Annotated in this window: 17 protein-coding genes; 9 read left to right on the top strand and 8 right to left on the bottom strand. The window is 70.9% G+C overall.

Annotated elements, in window-relative coordinates:
- Nucleotides 1-3: 3 nt before the first annotated feature.
- The 4 genes from rplI to JTN19_RS07700 all read left to right on the top strand — a co-directional run bounded on the left by rplI (nucleotide 4) and on the right by JTN19_RS07700 (nucleotide 3,255).
- On the top strand, nucleotides 4-555 hold the full coding sequence (gene rplI / locus JTN19_RS07715) for a 50S ribosomal protein L9 (protein WP_206931339.1): 552 nt from the start codon (nucleotides 4-6) through the stop codon (nucleotides 553-555).
- A gap of 114 nt (nucleotides 556-669) precedes the next feature.
- Nucleotides 670-1,257, top strand: a complete 588-nt coding sequence (locus tag JTN19_RS07710; protein WP_206931338.1) for a LysE family translocator — start codon at nucleotides 670-672, stop codon at nucleotides 1,255-1,257.
- Nucleotides 1,258-1,409: 152 nt separating this feature from the next.
- On the top strand, nucleotides 1,410-2,471 hold the full coding sequence (locus JTN19_RS07705) for a glycosyltransferase family 4 protein (RefSeq protein WP_206931337.1): 1,062 nt from the start codon (nucleotides 1,410-1,412) through the stop codon (nucleotides 2,469-2,471).
- A gap of 115 nt (nucleotides 2,472-2,586) precedes the next feature.
- Complete coding sequence (locus tag JTN19_RS07700; RefSeq protein WP_206931336.1) at nucleotides 2,587-3,255, top strand: hypothetical protein; 669 nt, start codon at nucleotides 2,587-2,589, stop codon at nucleotides 3,253-3,255.
- Nucleotides 3,256-3,259: 4 nt separating this feature from the next.
- On the opposite strand, the gene JTN19_RS07695 is transcribed toward JTN19_RS07700, so the two are convergent.
- Complete coding sequence (locus tag JTN19_RS07695) at nucleotides 3,260-4,663, bottom strand: amidohydrolase family protein (protein ID WP_206931335.1); 1,404 nt, start codon at nucleotides 4,661-4,663, stop codon at nucleotides 3,260-3,262.
- Nucleotides 4,663-5,217, bottom strand: coding sequence for a histidine phosphatase family protein (locus JTN19_RS07690; RefSeq protein WP_206931334.1), 555 nt, complete (start codon nucleotides 5,215-5,217; stop codon nucleotides 4,663-4,665). Before JTN19_RS07690 ends, JTN19_RS07695 begins: the two co-directional genes overlap by 1 nt.
- Nucleotides 5,218-5,342: 125 nt before the next feature.
- On the opposite strand from JTN19_RS07690, the gene JTN19_RS07685 reads away from it, so the two are divergent.
- Nucleotides 5,343-6,011, top strand: coding sequence for a Tim44/TimA family putative adaptor protein (locus tag JTN19_RS07685; RefSeq protein WP_206931333.1), 669 nt, complete (start codon nucleotides 5,343-5,345; stop codon nucleotides 6,009-6,011).
- A 56-nt stretch (nucleotides 6,012-6,067) separates the two neighbouring features.
- Here JTN19_RS07685 and JTN19_RS07680 read toward each other — a convergent pair whose 3' ends face one another.
- From JTN19_RS07680 to JTN19_RS07665, 4 genes are all read right to left on the bottom strand, one after another.
- Nucleotides 6,068-7,408 carry an MmgE/PrpD family protein gene (locus JTN19_RS07680; RefSeq protein WP_206931332.1) on the bottom strand — a complete coding sequence of 447 codons (1,341 nt, stop codon included), beginning with the start codon at nucleotides 7,406-7,408 and terminating at the stop codon, nucleotides 6,068-6,070.
- Nucleotides 7,405-8,379, bottom strand: coding sequence for a hydroxyacid dehydrogenase (locus tag JTN19_RS07675; protein WP_206931331.1), 975 nt, complete (start codon nucleotides 8,377-8,379; stop codon nucleotides 7,405-7,407). The genes JTN19_RS07680 and JTN19_RS07675 overlap by 4 nt, the downstream gene beginning before the upstream one ends.
- A gap of 239 nt (nucleotides 8,380-8,618) precedes the next feature.
- Complete coding sequence (locus JTN19_RS07670) at nucleotides 8,619-9,218, bottom strand: thiamine pyrophosphate-dependent enzyme (RefSeq protein WP_206931330.1); 600 nt, start codon at nucleotides 9,216-9,218, stop codon at nucleotides 8,619-8,621.
- Between the two features lie 3 nt (nucleotides 9,219-9,221).
- Complete coding sequence (locus JTN19_RS07665; RefSeq protein ID WP_206931329.1) at nucleotides 9,222-9,773, bottom strand: phosphonopyruvate decarboxylase; 552 nt, start codon at nucleotides 9,771-9,773, stop codon at nucleotides 9,222-9,224.
- A gap of 61 nt (nucleotides 9,774-9,834) precedes the next feature.
- Between JTN19_RS07665 and JTN19_RS07660 the strand changes: the two genes are divergently transcribed.
- The 4 genes from JTN19_RS07660 (at nucleotide 9,835) to JTN19_RS07645 (ending at nucleotide 12,632) form a co-directional block, all read left to right on the top strand.
- Entirely contained in the window at nucleotides 9,835-11,196 is a 1,362-nt protein-coding gene (locus JTN19_RS07660; RefSeq protein WP_206931328.1) for an ethanolamine ammonia-lyase subunit EutB, read from the top strand.
- A complete protein-coding gene (gene eutC, locus JTN19_RS07655; protein ID WP_206931327.1) occupies nucleotides 11,193-11,885 on the top strand; it encodes an ethanolamine ammonia-lyase subunit EutC in 693 nt (230 codons plus the stop codon). The genes JTN19_RS07660 and eutC overlap by 4 nt, the downstream gene beginning before the upstream one ends.
- Nucleotides 11,885-12,289: an alternative ribosome rescue aminoacyl-tRNA hydrolase ArfB gene (gene arfB / locus JTN19_RS07650; protein WP_206931326.1), complete on the top strand. Its 405-nt coding sequence runs from the start codon at nucleotides 11,885-11,887 to the stop codon at nucleotides 12,287-12,289. The genes eutC and arfB overlap by 1 nt, the downstream gene beginning before the upstream one ends.
- Nucleotides 12,290-12,446: 157 nt before the next feature.
- Entirely contained in the window at nucleotides 12,447-12,632 is a 186-nt protein-coding gene (locus JTN19_RS07645; RefSeq protein WP_206931325.1) for a hypothetical protein, read from the top strand.
- A 4-nt stretch (nucleotides 12,633-12,636) separates the two neighbouring features.
- Here JTN19_RS07645 and JTN19_RS07640 read toward each other — a convergent pair whose 3' ends face one another.
- Complete coding sequence (locus JTN19_RS07640) at nucleotides 12,637-13,914, bottom strand: bifunctional folylpolyglutamate synthase/dihydrofolate synthase (RefSeq protein WP_206931324.1); 1,278 nt, start codon at nucleotides 13,912-13,914, stop codon at nucleotides 12,637-12,639.
- Nucleotides 13,915-13,941: 27 nt separating this feature from the next.
- On the bottom strand, nucleotides 13,942-14,808 hold the full coding sequence (gene accD, locus JTN19_RS07635; RefSeq protein WP_206931323.1) for an acetyl-CoA carboxylase, carboxyltransferase subunit beta: 867 nt from the start codon (nucleotides 14,806-14,808) through the stop codon (nucleotides 13,942-13,944).
- Between the last annotated feature and the right edge of the window lie 93 nt (nucleotides 14,809-14,901).

The raw sequence follows: 14,901 nt of genomic DNA, 5'->3' as shown, positions 1-14,901 counted from the left end.
GCGATGATTGATCTGATTCTGATGCAGCGCGTGGACAAGCTCGGCCAGATGGGTGAGCTGGTGAAGGTGAAGCCCGGCTACGCGCGCAACTTCCTCCTGCCCCAGGGCAAGGCGATCCGTGCCACCAAGGCGAACATCGCCAAGTTCGAGGTGGAGCGTGCCCAGCTCGAGGCGCTGAACATCAAGCGCCGCGAGGAAGCCGAGCGCATCGCGGAGCGCATGGAGGGCCTCTCCGTCGTCCTCATCCGCTCGGCGGGTGAGAGCGGCGGCCTCTACGGCTCCGTCTCCGCGCGCGACATCGCCGATGGCTGCACCGCGGGCGGCCTGACCGTCACGCGCAGCCAGGTGATGCTGGAGCAGCCGATCAAGACGCTCGGCCTGACCACGGTGAAGGTGGAGCTGCACCCCGAGGTGCACCTGCCCGTCATCGTGAACGTCGCCCGCAGCCCCGAGGAGGCCGAGCGCCAGGCGCGCGGCGAGGAGATCGAGCGCGAGGAGGAGATCACCCTCGAGGCCGAGCTGGTGGCCGAGCTGGGTGCGGCCACGCGCGACTGATCCACGCGCCGTCCAGGCCTGAAGGAGGGGAGGCACCGTCCTCCCCTTTTTCGTGCATGGCGGCAATGTGTCAGTCTTATTGACCTAAGTCCGGCCGGACCGCCATGCTGCGGCATGGACAGCCTGCTGGCCCTCACCGCCTTCGCCATCGCCACCTCGGCCACGCCGGGGCCGAACACGCTGATGGTCTCGGCCGCCGCGGCGCGGGCGGGGCTGGGGGCGGTGGTGCCGCACATGCTGGGCATCACGCTGGGCTTCCCGGCCATGCTGGTGGCCATCGCGGCCGGCTTGGGCTGGCCGTTCCAGGCCTTCCCCTGGCTGCATCCCGCCCTGCAGGTGCTGGGCGCGTGCTGGCTGGCCTGGCTCGCCTGGAAGATCGCGGCCGCACCCCCGCCCGACGGCCGCCCGGCGGCGCCACCCCTGGGCTTCTGGGGCGCGGCCGCCTTCCAATGGGTGAACCCCAAGGCCTGGATGATCGCGCTGGCGGCCGTGCCGGCCTTCACCCGCCCGGATGCGCCCCTGCTGCCGCAGGCGCTGGGCATGGCGGCGGCCTTCGCCCTGGTGTCGCTGCCCTGCCTGCTGCTCTGGGCCGGGTTGGGGCTGGGGGCCCGGCGCCTGCTGGCCACCCCGGAGCGGCTGCGGGCCTTCAACCGCGTGATGGCCGTGCTGCTGGTGCTGAGCCTGGTGCCGGCCTTTCTCTAGGCCCCTTTCGCCCCGCCCGGACGCGGCGTGAGGGCGCCGGCCTTCGGCCTCGCGCGGTCCAAGGTCGCCGCGTCATGCCGCATGGCCTGCAAACGCTTCGGGCGGCCCGGTTGCGGCGCGCCCCCCGGCGGGGCATAGCGGCACGGCCCGACATGTCCCTTTCCCTCATCCTGCCCACGCTGCTGCTGGCGCCCCTTCTCGTGCTCGTCTCGGCGGTCGCGGTGCGGGCCATGATTGCGCGGCCCATCCTGGACCACCCCGAGGCGCGCAAGATGCACGACCGCCCCACGCCCAAGGGCGGTGGCGTGGGGCCGGTCCTGGCCTTCGTGCTGGGCATGCTGGTGCTGTTCAACTTCATCCCGCCCAGCCCCCTGGCCGATGGCCGCTATGTCGGCGTGATCCTGGCCGCCGTGGCCATCGCGGGCGTGGCGCTGGCCGATGACGTGCGGGATTTCCGCTTCCTGGTGAAGCTGGCCGCGCAGACCCTGGCCGCGCTGGTGGCCATGGGGGCGGGGCTGGTGCTGCACACCCTCTCCCTGCCCTGGATCGGCGCCGTGCCGCTGGGCGTGCTGGGGCTGGTCATCACGCTGTTCTGGATCGTGGGCTGCACCAATGCCGTGAACTTCATGGATGGCATGGACGGGCTGGTGGGTGGTGTCGTGGTCATCGCCTGCGCCGCGCTGGCGGCCATCGCGGCGCTGCAGGGCGGCTGGTTCATCCATGCGGCCGCCATGTTCCTGCTGGCGGGCTTCCTGGGCTTCCTGCCCTACAACCTCCACCCCGCGCGCATCTTCATGGGCGATGTGGGCAGCCAGTTCGCGGGCTTCATGCTGGCGGTGCTGGCGGTGGTGGCGGCGGGGCTGGAGAGCAACCAGGTCAGCTTCCTCATCGTCCCGCTGCTGCTGTTCGGGCTGCTGTGGGACGCCGCCTTCACCCTGGCCCGCCGCGCCCTGATGGGCGAGGCCGTGGCGGAACCGCACCGGGGGCACCTCTACCAGGTGGCGACCACGACGGGGCTTTCCGTGCGGCAGGTGTCGGCCACGCATTGGGGCTTCGCCCTGTTCCATGCCGGGCTGGCCTTCCTCTTCCTGCGCCTGGGGCCGGAGCTGAAGCCCTATGTCGTGCTGCCCGCGCTGGCGGTGCAGCTGGGCTGGACGTTCTATGTGCTGGCGCGGATGCGCCGCACCGGCACGCGCTTCCGCAGGCCGGGCTGAGCCCCGGCCGCCAAGATAATCCCATGCGGCGGCCTCAACCTGGTGTAGGCATTCGCATCCGACCGGCAACCAGGCCCCCCGGCCAGGCCAGGCGCGGCGGCAGCGGAGGCCAGCCATGGGCGCAGTCTGCGGGATCACCCACTACATCCTCACCCACGAAGAATGGGCCGAGCTCGACGACGAGCTGACCGGCCTCGACGTCATGCTGCGCCGGGGCGGGACCTTCACCCTCTCCCCCGGGCAATGCTTCACCCTGACCGGCCTGCGGGGTGACATCCACGAATTGCTGAACGGCTCGAAGGCGGCGAAGGGCATCGTGCTGCAACTGGAGCGCGGGTGCCGGATCGGCGTGGCCTTCCGCAACGAGAGCATGGCCCATGTCGTGGCCCGCAGCGCCAAGGCCTTCGCCAAGGCGGTGCCCGGCACCATCGGCGTCACCACGGCGCGCACGCTGACCATCCCGCTGGCGCCCTTCTTCCGGCGCGGCCTGGTGGTGGGCAACCCGTTGCAGGCCATCGAGGCGCCCATGCGGATGGCCAACCAGAAGTCGGACCGGCAGGTGCTGCTGCAGATTTACCCGATGGACAGCGGCGACCACCCCCACGAGGTGTTCTATTACGACGAGCACAGCATCACCCTGCGCGAGGTCTTCGACGACCTGGCTGGCGAGGGCCTGCTGCGGGAGGGCCCCTCCGCCTGGCGCCAGGGGGTGCACCCGGCGCGCGGCCTGAAATGGCGCATCAAGTTCCGCCGCAAGGGCAAGGAGGGAGGCGTGAACTTCTGACGCGTCAGCCGCGGCGGATACGCCCCCAGCCCGGCTCCTCCAGCGTGAGCTCCTCCAGCCCCGATTGGCGCAGCATGGCGGCGGTGGCGGCCTCGGCCTCGGCCACGATGCCGGCAGGGTCGAGGTGCGGCACGCGGCGCGCCTCCATCAGCACGCGGCCCTCCACCACCACGTCGCGCACATCCGCACCCGTGGCGAAGTGGATGATGCGCGAGACGGGCATGTTGGCCGGCGCCATGTGCGGGGCGGTGAGGTCCACCGTGATCACATCCGCGCGCTTGCCGGGTTCCAGGCTGCCGACCTCATCCTCCATGCCCAGCGCGCGGGCGGCGTCAATCGTCATCATCTCCAGGATGCGGCCCGGCGGCAGCAGGCGGTCGTCGCGGGCGTGCTGCTGGGCGTAGCGCATGGCGGCGAAGCCGTGGCGCAGCATGTCGCCGCTGCGGTCGGGCGCGGTGCCGTCGCTGCCGATGACGACGTTTACGCCGGCCTCCAGCATCCGCACCACGGGGCAGAAGCCGCGCACGGCGGCGATGGCCGTCGGGTTGTGAACCACATGGGCGCCAGTGCGGGCCAGCGTCTCGATGTCGGCGTCGGTCAGGTCCACGCAGTGCGAGAGGAAGGCGTCCGGCCCCAGCAGCCCGAACATCGCATCGGCCATCGCGATGCTGCCATTGCGGTGCCCGTCCTGGTGGAAGCGGGCGCCGAAGCGGGCGCCCAGCGCGCGCACCGCCTCGCCCTGGGCACGGATTTCCGCGACCTTGGCGGCGTCGTGCTGCGCCTCGCGATAGACGGGCATGAGCGTGCAGAGGCGCATCAGCGCCTTCCCGTGCAGCCGCTCGAAGAGCAGGCCCATGACCTCCAGCTGTTCCTCGAAGGCCACGTCGCGGTCGTCATAGCGGCGGGGGAAGGGCGGGCGGGTCGGGCCCACCGCCATCACCTCGCGGATGCCGATCTCGGCGATGGCCTGGGCGCGGGCCTCGCCGGCCGCGGGGCTGTCCACGCGCATGATGGAATCGCCGCCGCCCAGCAGGGAGACGCCCGTCGTCACGCCGGCCATCAGCCGTTCCAGGCCCGCCAGCCGCGCCTCCGCCGCCCAGAAGGAGGGGGGCGAGGCCGTGGTGTAGATGACGCGGCAGGCTTCCATCCAGGCCGCGCTGTCGCCATTGCCCATGGTCTTGACCAGCCCATGCCCGGCATGGGCGTGGCTGTCCACGAAGCCGGGCAGGATGGCCTTGCCGCGCGCGTCCAGCACGCGGGCGGGGGCGGGGAGTGCCGCCTCCACCTCGGCGCGGGGCCCCACGGCCGTGATGCGCCCGCCTTGGATGGCCACCGCCCCATCGGGAATGACGCGGCGGGCGGGGTCGAGGGCGATCAGCACGCCGCCGGTGACGAGGAGCGTGTCCATCAATGCCTCCAGACCACGGTCTCGGGCGCGCCGGCGGTGGGGTCGGCCTCGATCATCTGCCCGTTCATGACGGATTGGCCGGTGAAGGCCAGAATGAAGCCCCAATGGGACACCACCAGCGTGTGCGCCCAGTCGTCCAGGGCCGCCATCTCGGCGCGGAACAGGGCGGCGCGGGCCAGCACCTGGTCTTCCGGCTCCTCGATGGGGGGCCACCAGATCTCCTCGATCGCGTGGAAACCCACCGTGGGCCAGTCGCGTTGGAGATGGCTCACGGGCGTGCCCACGTCGCAGGTGAAGGCGTAGCGTTCGCGCACCGTGGGCGTGACCGTCAGTGGCAGCCCCAGGGCCCGCGCCACCGGCGTCGCGGTCTGCAAGGCGCGGGTGTAGGGCGAGGTGATGACGCGGCGGATGTCGCGCCTGGCCAATTCCTCCGCCGCGCGTTCCGCCTGTTCGTGGCCGAGCGGCGTCAGCTTCGGGTCTATGATGCCGGGGTCGCGCCGCGTCTGGGTGAAGAGTAGGTTGAACTCGCTCTGGCCGTGGCGCAGGAAGATCATGTCTCGGCTCGTTCCCTGGGGTGGGTTCCGGGGTAGCGTTGGCGTGGCGGTCCCGCAAGCTGCGGGCGGAGACATTGCGGCCACGCCACGTCATGCCTAAGTAGGCGGTTCCAGAGGAGGTCCCGATGCAGGGCGGTTTCCCGATTGATCTGATCCTCTTCGCCATGGTGGCCGCTTTCCTGGTGCTGCGCCTGCGCGGCGTGCTGGGCAAGCGCACCGGCTATGAGCGTCCGCCCCAGCAGCCCCAGGGCGTGCAGGGCCCGGCCGCGCGCGCCGAGGGCGTGGCGGAGGAGATCATGCCCGCGCAGCGCAGCAACACACGCCGCGTGGTGCCCGATGTGCGCTCACCCACCGGCGCGGCGCTGGCGCGCATCGTGAGCGCGGACCCGCAATTCGACCCCAACACCTTCCTGGATGGTGCCGAGGGTGCCTTCGGCATGATCGTGAACGCCTTCGCCCAGGGCGACCGCGAGACGCTGCGCGCGCTGCTCTCCGACGACACCTATGCCGGCTTCGAGGGCGCCATCACCGCGCGCGAGCAGGCGGGTGAGCGGCAGCGCACCGAAATCCGCTCCATGCACGAGATGGTGATCGAGGGCGCGGAGCTGCGCGGCACGGTGGCCGATGTGACGGTGCGCTTCATCTCCGACCAGGTGAACATGACGACGGGCCGCGATGGCGAGATCGTCGCCGGGTCCGATGCCATCACCGAGGTGATCGACATCTGGACCTTCCAGCGCGACATCGCGACGGATGATCCGGCCTGGCGCCTGGTCGCCACCCGCTCGGGCTGAAGCCGGGCGGCGCCACGAAGAACCCCGCGCAGGCCTGGCCCGCGCGGGGTTTTTTGTCAGCGCAGCGGCACCAGGCCGGGCGGGGCCGAGCCCTTCCAGAGCGATTCCAGCAGCGCCTTCGCCTCGCCCGCGCCCGTTTCCGGCGCCACCAGTTCCAGAAACTTTTCCGACAGGTCCTGGTCGGTCAGCGGCGCGTCGGGGTCGCCCTTGCGGGTGGGCTGGAACTGATACAATTCGCGCCCGTCGCGCAGCCTGATCGTCACCTTGGCGCTGCGCTGGGCGGGGAAGGCGGCCTCGCATTCCGCATCCTGGCTGACGGTGATGCGGGGCATCACGGCGCGGATGGCGGGGTCGGACAGGCGGGCCTCGTCAAAGGCGGACAGGCGCACCGCCCCATGCAGCAGCATGGTCGCCACGGTGAACTGGGTGGAGAAGCGGCATTCCTGCTCGGTCCGCGCCTGAGGGCGATCGCAGACATTCTTGGTCGCCGCATAGCCCGCGACATGCACGCCCGCCACGTCATCGGCCGTGAAGCCATGGGCGCGCTGCAATTCCCGCACGGCGTCCAGCGCCGCGAAGATATGCCCGCAGCAGCCATGGTTCTTGATGGTCATCTCGGTGATGGCCAGCGGCTTGCCGATCAGCGAGAGGGGCTTGTCCCACTTGCCCGTGTCCTCGCTGGTGGCGGCGGCGAAGCCCGCCTCGCCATGCAGCACATCCAGCGCGCCGGTCATGCCCTCGCGCGCCGCCATGGCGGCGAGCGCCCCGGCTTCCGCCGCATGGCCGGGGTGGAGCGGCTTGCTCATCCCATCGCCGCGGAAGGCCTGTTGCAAGCCGCCGGCCATGGTGGCGGCGGTGGCGATGGCATGCGCCGTCTGCTCCGCATCGCAATCGAGCAGCACGGCGACCGCGGCGGCGGCCCCGAAGGTGCCCACCGTGCCGGTGGTGTGCCAGTAGTCGTAGTGCGAAGGCTGCACCGCCTGGGCGATGCGGCAGGAGACCTCATAGCCTGCCGTCATGGCCCGCAGCAGCGCCGCCATATCCGTGCCGCGCGACTGCGCGGCCGCCAGCGCCGCCGCGATGGTGGGGCAGCCGGGATGATAGACGCCCCAGCGCCATATGTCGTCGAACTCGACGATGTGGCTGGCCGTGCCGTTGATGAGTGCCGCGTGGCGCAGCCCGGTCCGCGTGCCATCGGTGTAGCTGACGGCCTGGCCCGTGCCGCGTTCGGCGGCCAGCGCGCGGGCCATGGGCGTGGCCGGCTCCTTGCGCGCGCCGGCCAGCACGCAGGCGAACCAGTCAATCAGCGCGCGGCGGGCGTGGCGGTCCAGATCGGCGTCCAGCTTCGCCGCGCGCCAGCCCGCCGCGTGCTCCGCCAGGACGAGAAGCGGGTTCACCGGTTCCCCCGCAGCACTTCCTTGTTGATGACCATGTCCTCGTCCAGCTCGCCCTTGAAGTGGCCGATGATGGAGGAGACGGCCGAGAGCCCCATGCGCCGCATGCCCTGGTCCGTCCCCGCCGCCGAATGCGGCGTCGCGATCACGTTGGGCGCGTTCAGCAGCGGGTTGGAGGCCTTCACCGGCTCCTCCCAGAACACGTCCACGCCGGCGGCGCCCACCTGGCCGGTGCGGAGTGCGGCGGCCAGCGCCTCCTCGTTCACCAGCGTGCCGCGGGCGGTGTTGATGAAGCGCGCGCCGGGCTTCATCGCCGCCAGGAATTCCGCGTTCACCATGCCGCGGTTCTGGGTGTTGGACGGGCAGTGCATCGTCACCCAATCCGCCTGCGCCAGCCCTTCCTGCAGGGTCTTCGCATAGCGGAAGCCCGCGCCCTTCACCGTGTTCATCGGGATCGCCGGGTCATGCACCAGCACATCCATCCCGAAGGCATGGCACAGCCGCGCCACCCGCCCGCCGATGCGGCCGAAGCCCACCACCAGCACCGTCATCCCCGACAGGTCATAGGCCTGGGGCGCGTCAATGGTGCTCCACTTCTCTGCGCGGGTGTTGATGTCGAAGACCTTCAGCTGCTTCGCGATGTTCAGCATCAGCATCATCGCGTGCTCGGCCACCGACAGCGCATTGGCATCGGCCGTCACGGTCAGGGGAATGCCGCGCTTTGTCAGCTCCGGCACGTCCACCGCGTCATAGCCCACGCCATGCCGCGCCACGATGGACAGCTTGGGCGAGATGTCCAGGAACTCCGCGTTGATCGGCGTGGCGCGCACGATGATCGCATCCGCCCGCGCCATCACGCCCGGCAAATTGTCCTTGTTCGGGTTGAGCAGCGTCTCGACCGTGTAGCCGGGCTCGGCCTCCAGCCGCGCGAGCGCATCAGCATGGACAGGACGCAGGAGAACGACATGGGGCATCAGGGGCCTCTCGGTGTGGCGATGTGGGTGGGGCGCTCCCGGGAGGGGCGCCGCCCCTCCCGGACCCACCCCGCCAGGAGCCGGTGGGCTCCTGGACCTGTTCAGTCTGGTTGGGTTTCAGGAGGGGGTGAAACCCCCTCCTGAAACCCAACAAACTCAATGGTTCCAAGGGCCCACTGGCCCTTGGCAGGTGGGGTTCGGGGAGGACGGCGTCCTCCCCGCGGCGCCCACCACAAGGCTCACGCCAGGTGCGCCTGCGGCCCCATGAGGTGTTCCCGCATCCTGGCCTGGAGGATGGCGCCTTCGCGGGGCGGCAGGACGAGGGGCTTGTTGCCCGCATCCACCTTCACCACGCCGAAGAAGGGGCCATCGCCTTCGCGGGCGGCCTTGACCAGGGCGGGCACGTCGCCGGCCTCGGTGACGAGCATGGTGTGTTTGATGCCCGCGCCGCGCGCCATGGTGGCGAGGTCCGTGCCGTGGCGCGTGGCCGTCTCCTGCATGCCCGTCTCGCCGTAGTGTTCATTGTCCTGAACGACGATGGCGAGGTTCTTCGGCGCCTGGTGCGCGATGGTGGCGAGGCTGCCGATGCCCATCAGCATCTCGCCATCGCCCGTCAGCACCAGCACGCGGCGGCTGGGCTGGGCGAGGGCGAGGCCGAGGCCGATCATCGCCGCCCCGCCCATGCCGCCCCAGAGCGGCAGGTTCTGCGGGCTGTCGCCGATGGCCGTGATGTCCCAGGCCGGCGCGCCCAGGCCCGCGATGACCAGCATGCCGCCGCGGTCGGCCAGGAGGGCGCGGGTGAGTTCGCGCCGATCAATCTTCCCCGAGGGTGCGAGCATGGCTCAGTCCTTCCCGAAGGTCTTGGCGCCCAGCACCCGCTGGCCGATCAGCGTCGCGGTGGGGCGGAAGGTGTTGAAGGCGAGCTTGAGGGAAGCCTCCACCGTGGGCAGCACATCCTCGGGCCGGTCGGCGCGGTGGACGAGGGTGCCCATGGCCTCCAGCACCGCCTGGGTGGCCTGGCCCATGGCGACCTGCGCCGGGTTGAACTCGCCGAAATCGCCACGCATCGTCACGATCATCGGCATGGGCGTGCGGTGGATGGAGGAGAGGGAGAGCATGTTGATGCAGTTCCCCACCCCCGAGGACTGCATGAGCATCACCGAGCGCTCGCCGCCCAGCCAGGCGCCCTGCATGAGGGCGATGCCCTCCTCCTCCGTGGTCAGCGTCACCACGCGGAGTTCGTTGTCGCCGAGGCAGCGCTTGATCAGGCGCGAATGCCCGGCATCGGGCACCAACGCCACCTGGCGGATTGAATACTGCTTGAGCAGCGCATAGATGCCATCGGGCCAATCGGCCTGGGCATCGGGCGCGGTCTCGACCGTGCTGTGACTCATGAACGTCCTCCGTTGCCGGGGAGTTTCCGGTCCGCGCGGGGATCTGGCAAGCGGGGCGGGCATGGCATTCCGGCAGAGCGTGGCGGGCACCCAATACGTGTTCGAGGATTTGCGGACGCTGCTGGCCCGCGCCACGCCCTTCCGCTCGGGCGATGCGCTGGCGGGTGTCGCGGCGCAGAGCGGTGCCGAGCGGGTGGCCGCGCAGCGGGCGTTGGCCGACCTGCCGCTGAAGCATTTTCTCCATGAGGCGGTGATCCCGTATGAGGCGGATGACGTCACGCGCCTCATCATGGATGGGCATGATCCCAACGCCTTCGCGCCCATCGCGCATCTGACGGTGGGCGGGTTCCGCGACTGGCTGCTGGCCGCGCCGCCCGAGGCGCTGCCGCCCATCCGCCGTGGCATCACGCCCGAGATGGCGGCCGCCGTCTCCAAGATCATGCGCCTGTCCGATCTGGTCACGGTGGCGGCGAAGTGCCGCGTGGTCACGCGCTTCCGCAACACCATCGGGCTGCCGGGCACGCTCTCCATCCGCCTGCAACCCAATGACCCGACCGATGACGCGCGCGGTGTCGCGGCCGCGGTGCTGGATGGCTTGCTGCTGGGCGCGGGCGATGCCGTGATCGGCGTGAACCCCGCCACTGACAACGTGACCCAGGTGATGACGCTGCTCACGATGCTGGACGAGGTCCGCACCCGCTTCGACATTCCCACGCAAAGCTGTGTGCTGTGCCATGTGACGACGGCGCTGCTGGCCATGGAGCGCGGCGCGCCGACCGACCTGGTGTTCCAGTCCATTGGCGGCACCCAGGGCGTGAACGAAAGCTTCGGCGTCACCATGGCCCTGCTGGCCGAGGCGCAATCCGCCGCGCTGGCGTTGCAGCGCGGCACAGTCGGCCAAAACGTCATGTATTTCGAGACGGGCCAGGGCAGCGCGCTCTCGGCCAATGCCCATCACGGCGTGGACCAGCAGACCCTCGAGGCCCGCGCCTATGCCGTCGCCCGCGCCTTCGACCCGCTGCTGGTGAATTCCGTGGTGGGCTTCATCGGCCCCGAATACCTCTTCGACGGCAAGCAGATCGCGCGCGCGGGGCTGGAGGATCATTTCTGCGGCAAGCTGCTCGGCCTGCCGATGGGCGTGGATGTCTGCTACACCAACCACGCCGAGGCCGACCAGGACGACATGGACGCGCTGCTGATCAACCTGGCCGTGGCGGGCGTCACCTACATCATGGGCGTGCCGGGGGCGGATGACGTGATGCTGGCCTACCAATCCACCAGCTTCCACGATGGCCTCACGGCGCGCGCTTTGCTGGGCAAGACGCCCGCGCCGGAATTCGCGGCCTGGCTGGAACGCATGGGCATCGGCGAGGGGGCGCGCATTCCCGAACGCATGGCGCCGGCGCTGATCGGCCTGTCATGACGCTGGTCCCGACCCACAGCCTGCGCCGCTTCACCTCCGCCCGCGTGGCGTTGGGCCGCGCCGGCACCTCGCTGCCCACGGCGGCGCATCTGGACTTCCAGGAGGCGCATGCGGCGGCGCGCGACGCCGTCTGGTCCGCGCTGGACCCGGCGGCACTCGGCTTCGACGCCCCCGTGGTGCGGAGCGAGGCGCGCGACCGGCGCGAATACCTGCTGCGCCCCGATCTCGGCCGCCGCCTGCGCGCGGAGGACCGCGCCCGCCTGTCCCGGACGGGCGGCGTGGTCGTGGTGGTCGCCGACGGGCTTTGCGCCACCGGCGTGCAATCCCAGGCCGCCGCCCTGCTGTGCGCCCTGGGCGCGGATTGGCCCGTGGTGGTGGCGCTGCAGGCCCGCGTGGCGCTCGGCGACGACATCGCGCATGCCATGGGCGCGGAGGCCGTGGTGGTGATGATCGGCGAACGGCCTGGGCTGTCCGCGCAGGACAGTGTGGGCCTCTACCTCACCTGGGCGCCGCGGCCCGGTCGCAGCGACGCGGAGCGCAACTGCATCAGCAACATCCGCCCGGGCGGGCTGTCGCACGCGGATGCCGCGGCCAAGCTGCACTGGCTGCTGCGCGGCGCCCGCGCGCTGGGCGCCTCCGGCGTGGCGCTGAAGGACGACATGCCCGCCCAGAACCGGTTGGCTCCCTGATGCGTGTCACCATAGACCCCGCCTTGGTCGAGGAGGATTTCCTCCGGTCCTCCGGCCCCGGGGGGCAGAACGTCAACAAGCTCGAGACCGCGGTCCAGCTCCGCTACAACGCCGCCGCCGCCAACCTGCCGGAACGCATCCTGCGCCGCCTCGCCACCCTGGCCGGGCGCCGCATGACGAAGGACGGCGTGGTGGTGCTCACCGCCCAGCGCCACCGCCTGCGCGAGCGCAACCGCGAGGACGCGATGGAACGCCTCCAGGCCCTGCTGGACGAGGCCGCGGCCCCGCCACCCCCCATCCGCCGTGCCACCAAGCCGACGCGCGGTTCCCAGCAGCGGCGCATGGACAGCAAGACGAAGCGGGGCGCCACCAAGCGGCTGCGGGGCGCGCCGCCGCCCGAATGACGCCGTCGAATGACGCAGCCTTCACCCTCGGCCCACTGGCGCGTGAGGCCATGCGGCGCATATGTTTCTCATGCGGTCCATTTTGGCTCTCTTGTCGTTGGTGGTGCCGTTGCTCGCCTCTTCGGAGCGCGCGCCGGCGGCCAGTGGCGCGGTGCGGATGACCACCACCACGCGGGAATATTGCCACTCCCTGTCCGAACGTTTCGCCACCCTGCCGGGCGCCGAGGCCGAGGCGCCGCGCAGCATGGCGGCCGAGGGGCGCCGGCTCTGCGCGGAGGGCCAGGTGCGGGTGGGCATCGCCTGGCTGCGCCGGGCCATACGGGCGGCCTCGGGGCTGGACTGAAGCCTCAATCCGGCAGGGTGCCGTCCGCCTTCAGCACCTCGCCCGCCAGATAGAGGCTGCCGCAGATCAGGATGCGCCCGGGCGGCGCGCTCTCCAGCAGCCGGGGCAGGGCGGTGGCGAGGTCCGGTCCCGCCACGGCCCGCCCGCCGCTGGCGGCGATGATCTCCTCCACCGGCATGGCCAAATGCTGCCCCGCCTCCCGGATGGCGGTGAGCGTGGTGCCGAGCGGCATCAGCGGGGCCAGGAAACCCTCCGCCGTCTTGCCCTGCTTCATGCCCACCAGAAGGTGCAGCGGCCGGTCGCGCCATTGGGCCAGCGTCTCGGCCAGGGCGCGCCCCGCGCCCTCATTGTGCCCGCCATCGAGCCAGAGTTCCCAGGGGGCGGGGGGGGCGAGGCGCCCGTGCAGCCGTTGCAGACGCGCGGGCCAGCGGGCCGAGGCGACACCTTCGGCGCAGGCGGCATCGGTCAGCCAGGTGGGGTTCCAGGCGCGCAGCGCGGCGAGCGCGATGCCGGCATTGTCCGGCTGGTGGGCACCCGGCAGGCCGAAGCGGAGCAGGGGGATGGCGCCATGGGCATCGCGGTAGCCGGCGGCGTCCACCTCCCAGGCCGCGCCGCGCGCCAGCAGGGGCGCGCCCAGTTCGGCCGCGCGGGCGGCGATGACCGACAGCGCCTCGGGCGCCTGTGCCCCGGTCGCGCAGGGCACGCCAGCCTTGATGATGCCCGCCTTCTCGAAGGCGATGGAGCCCAGGTCGTTCCCCAGGAAATCCATGTGGTCCATGGAGATGGAGGCGATCGCGGTCGCCACCGGGTCGCGCACCACATTGGTCGCGTCCAAGCGCCCGCCCAGGCCCACCTCCAGCACCAGCACATCGGCCGGCACGCGGCTGAACAGCAGGAAGGCGACGGCGGTCGTGATCTCGAAGACGGTGATGGGCGTGTCGCCATTCACCCGCTCGACCTCCTCCAGCGCGGCACTCAGCGCCTCGTCCGTGACGAGGTGCCCGGCCAGGCGGATACGCTCATGGAAGCGCACCAGGTGGGGCGAGGTATAGGCGTGCACGCGCTGCCCGGCCGCTTCCGCCACCGCGCGCAGCACCGCGCAGGTGCTACCCTTGCCATTGGTGCCCGCCACATGGATCACGGGCGGCAGCTTGCGTTCCGGATGGCCGAGCTTGCCCAGCAGCGCCTCCAGCCGGCCCAGGCTGAGGTCGATCAGCTTCGGATGCAGCGCGTGCATCCGCGTGATGATGGGCTCGCTCCGGCCCCCCGTCAGCGCGTTCATGGTTTCAGCGCGTTCATGGCCGCTGCGTCAGGCCGCCTCGGCGCGGGGCTCGCCGCGCAGCAGGGCCAGCAGGCGGGCGAGGGTGGGGCGCATCTCGGCCCGCTTCACCACCATGTCGAGAATGCCGTTGGCCAGCAGGTATTCGGCGCGCTGGAAGCCTTCGGGCAGCTTCTCCCGCACGGTCTGTTCGATCACGCGCGCGCCCGCGAAGCCGATCAGCGCGCCGGGCTCCGCGATCTGGATGTCGCCCAGCATGGCGAAGCTGGCGGTGACACCGCCCGTGGTCGGGTCGCACAGCACCACGATGAAGGGCAGGCCGGCATCCTTCACCATCTGGGTGGCGATGACCGTGCGCGGCATCTGCATGAGGCTGACCGCGCCCTCCTGCATGCGCGCACCGCCGGACGAGGCGAACACCACCAGCGGCGCGTCCTGCAGCACCGCGAGGCGCGCGGCCGTCACCAGCGCCTCGCCCACGCCGGCACCCATGGAGCCCGCCATGAAGGCGAATTCAAACACCGCGACGACCGCGCGCTGCCCGGCAATGGCGCCATGGCCGACCATGACGGCATCTTCCATGCCGGATTTGGCCTGGGCCTCCTTCAGCCGGTCGGCATAGCGGCGCTGGTCCTTGAAGCGCAGCGGGTCCAGCGGAACCTTCTCGATGTCGGCGCGCTGCCAGCCCTCATCCAGCGTCGCGTCCAGCCGCTGCTTGGACGAGAGCCGCATGTGGTGGCCGCAATGGGTGCAGACGCGCAGATTGGCTTCCAAATCGTTTTGGAAGATCATTTTTTCGCAGGACGGGCATTTGTGCCAGAGATTGTCCGGCATCTCGCGCGGGGCGCCGAACAGCGTCTTGATCTTGGGCAGCGCCCACTCACTGATCCAGTTCATCGTCTTCCGGGCCTTCGGGGAGGCGGATGGAATGGTGCGCCGGGGCCTCCGGGTCAAGCCATGGGCCTCGCCTTGGCGCGCGCGAGTCTGCTA

This window comes from Roseococcus thiosulfatophilus (genome assembly GCF_017311575.1).
GTDB lineage: Bacteria > Pseudomonadota > Alphaproteobacteria > Acetobacterales > Acetobacteraceae > Roseococcus > Roseococcus thiosulfatophilus.
The sequence above is the reverse complement of the archived record's forward strand: the minus strand, read 5'-3'. Positions and strand labels throughout refer to the sequence as shown.

Excerpts from the sequence above, each read along its gene's own strand:
- rplI (WP_206931339.1), top strand. The coding sequence starts at position 4 with ATGATTGATCTGATTCTGATGCAGCGCGTGGACAAGCTCGGCCAGATG.
- JTN19_RS07710 (WP_206931338.1), top strand. The coding sequence starts at position 670 with ATGGACAGCCTGCTGGCCCTCACCGCCTTCGCCATCGCCACCTCGGCC.
- JTN19_RS07705 (WP_206931337.1), top strand. The coding sequence starts at position 1,410 with ATGTCCCTTTCCCTCATCCTGCCCACGCTGCTGCTGGCGCCCCTTCTC.
- JTN19_RS07700 (WP_206931336.1), top strand. The coding sequence starts at position 2,587 with ATGGGCGCAGTCTGCGGGATCACCCACTACATCCTCACCCACGAAGAA.
- JTN19_RS07695 (WP_206931335.1), bottom strand. The coding sequence starts at position 4,663 with ATGGACACGCTCCTCGTCACCGGCGGCGTGCTGATCGCCCTCGACCCC.
- JTN19_RS07690 (WP_206931334.1), bottom strand. The coding sequence starts at position 5,217 with ATGATCTTCCTGCGCCACGGCCAGAGCGAGTTCAACCTACTCTTCACC.
- JTN19_RS07685 (WP_206931333.1), top strand. The coding sequence starts at position 5,343 with ATGCAGGGCGGTTTCCCGATTGATCTGATCCTCTTCGCCATGGTGGCC.
- JTN19_RS07675 (WP_206931331.1), bottom strand. The coding sequence starts at position 8,379 with ATGCCCCATGTCGTTCTCCTGCGTCCTGTCCATGCTGATGCGCTCGCG.
- JTN19_RS07670 (WP_206931330.1), bottom strand. The coding sequence starts at position 9,218 with ATGCTCGCACCCTCGGGGAAGATTGATCGGCGCGAACTCACCCGCGCC.
- JTN19_RS07665 (WP_206931329.1), bottom strand. The coding sequence starts at position 9,773 with ATGAGTCACAGCACGGTCGAGACCGCGCCCGATGCCCAGGCCGATTGG.
- JTN19_RS07660 (WP_206931328.1), top strand. The coding sequence starts at position 9,835 with ATGGCATTCCGGCAGAGCGTGGCGGGCACCCAATACGTGTTCGAGGAT.
- eutC (WP_206931327.1), top strand. The coding sequence starts at position 11,193 with ATGACGCTGGTCCCGACCCACAGCCTGCGCCGCTTCACCTCCGCCCGC.
- arfB (WP_206931326.1), top strand. The coding sequence starts at position 11,885 with ATGCGTGTCACCATAGACCCCGCCTTGGTCGAGGAGGATTTCCTCCGG.
- JTN19_RS07645 (WP_206931325.1), top strand. The coding sequence starts at position 12,447 with ATGACCACCACCACGCGGGAATATTGCCACTCCCTGTCCGAACGTTTC.
- JTN19_RS07640 (WP_206931324.1), bottom strand. The coding sequence starts at position 13,914 with ATGAACGCGCTGACGGGGGGCCGGAGCGAGCCCATCATCACGCGGATG.
- accD (WP_206931323.1), bottom strand. The coding sequence starts at position 14,808 with ATGAACTGGATCAGTGAGTGGGCGCTGCCCAAGATCAAGACGCTGTTC.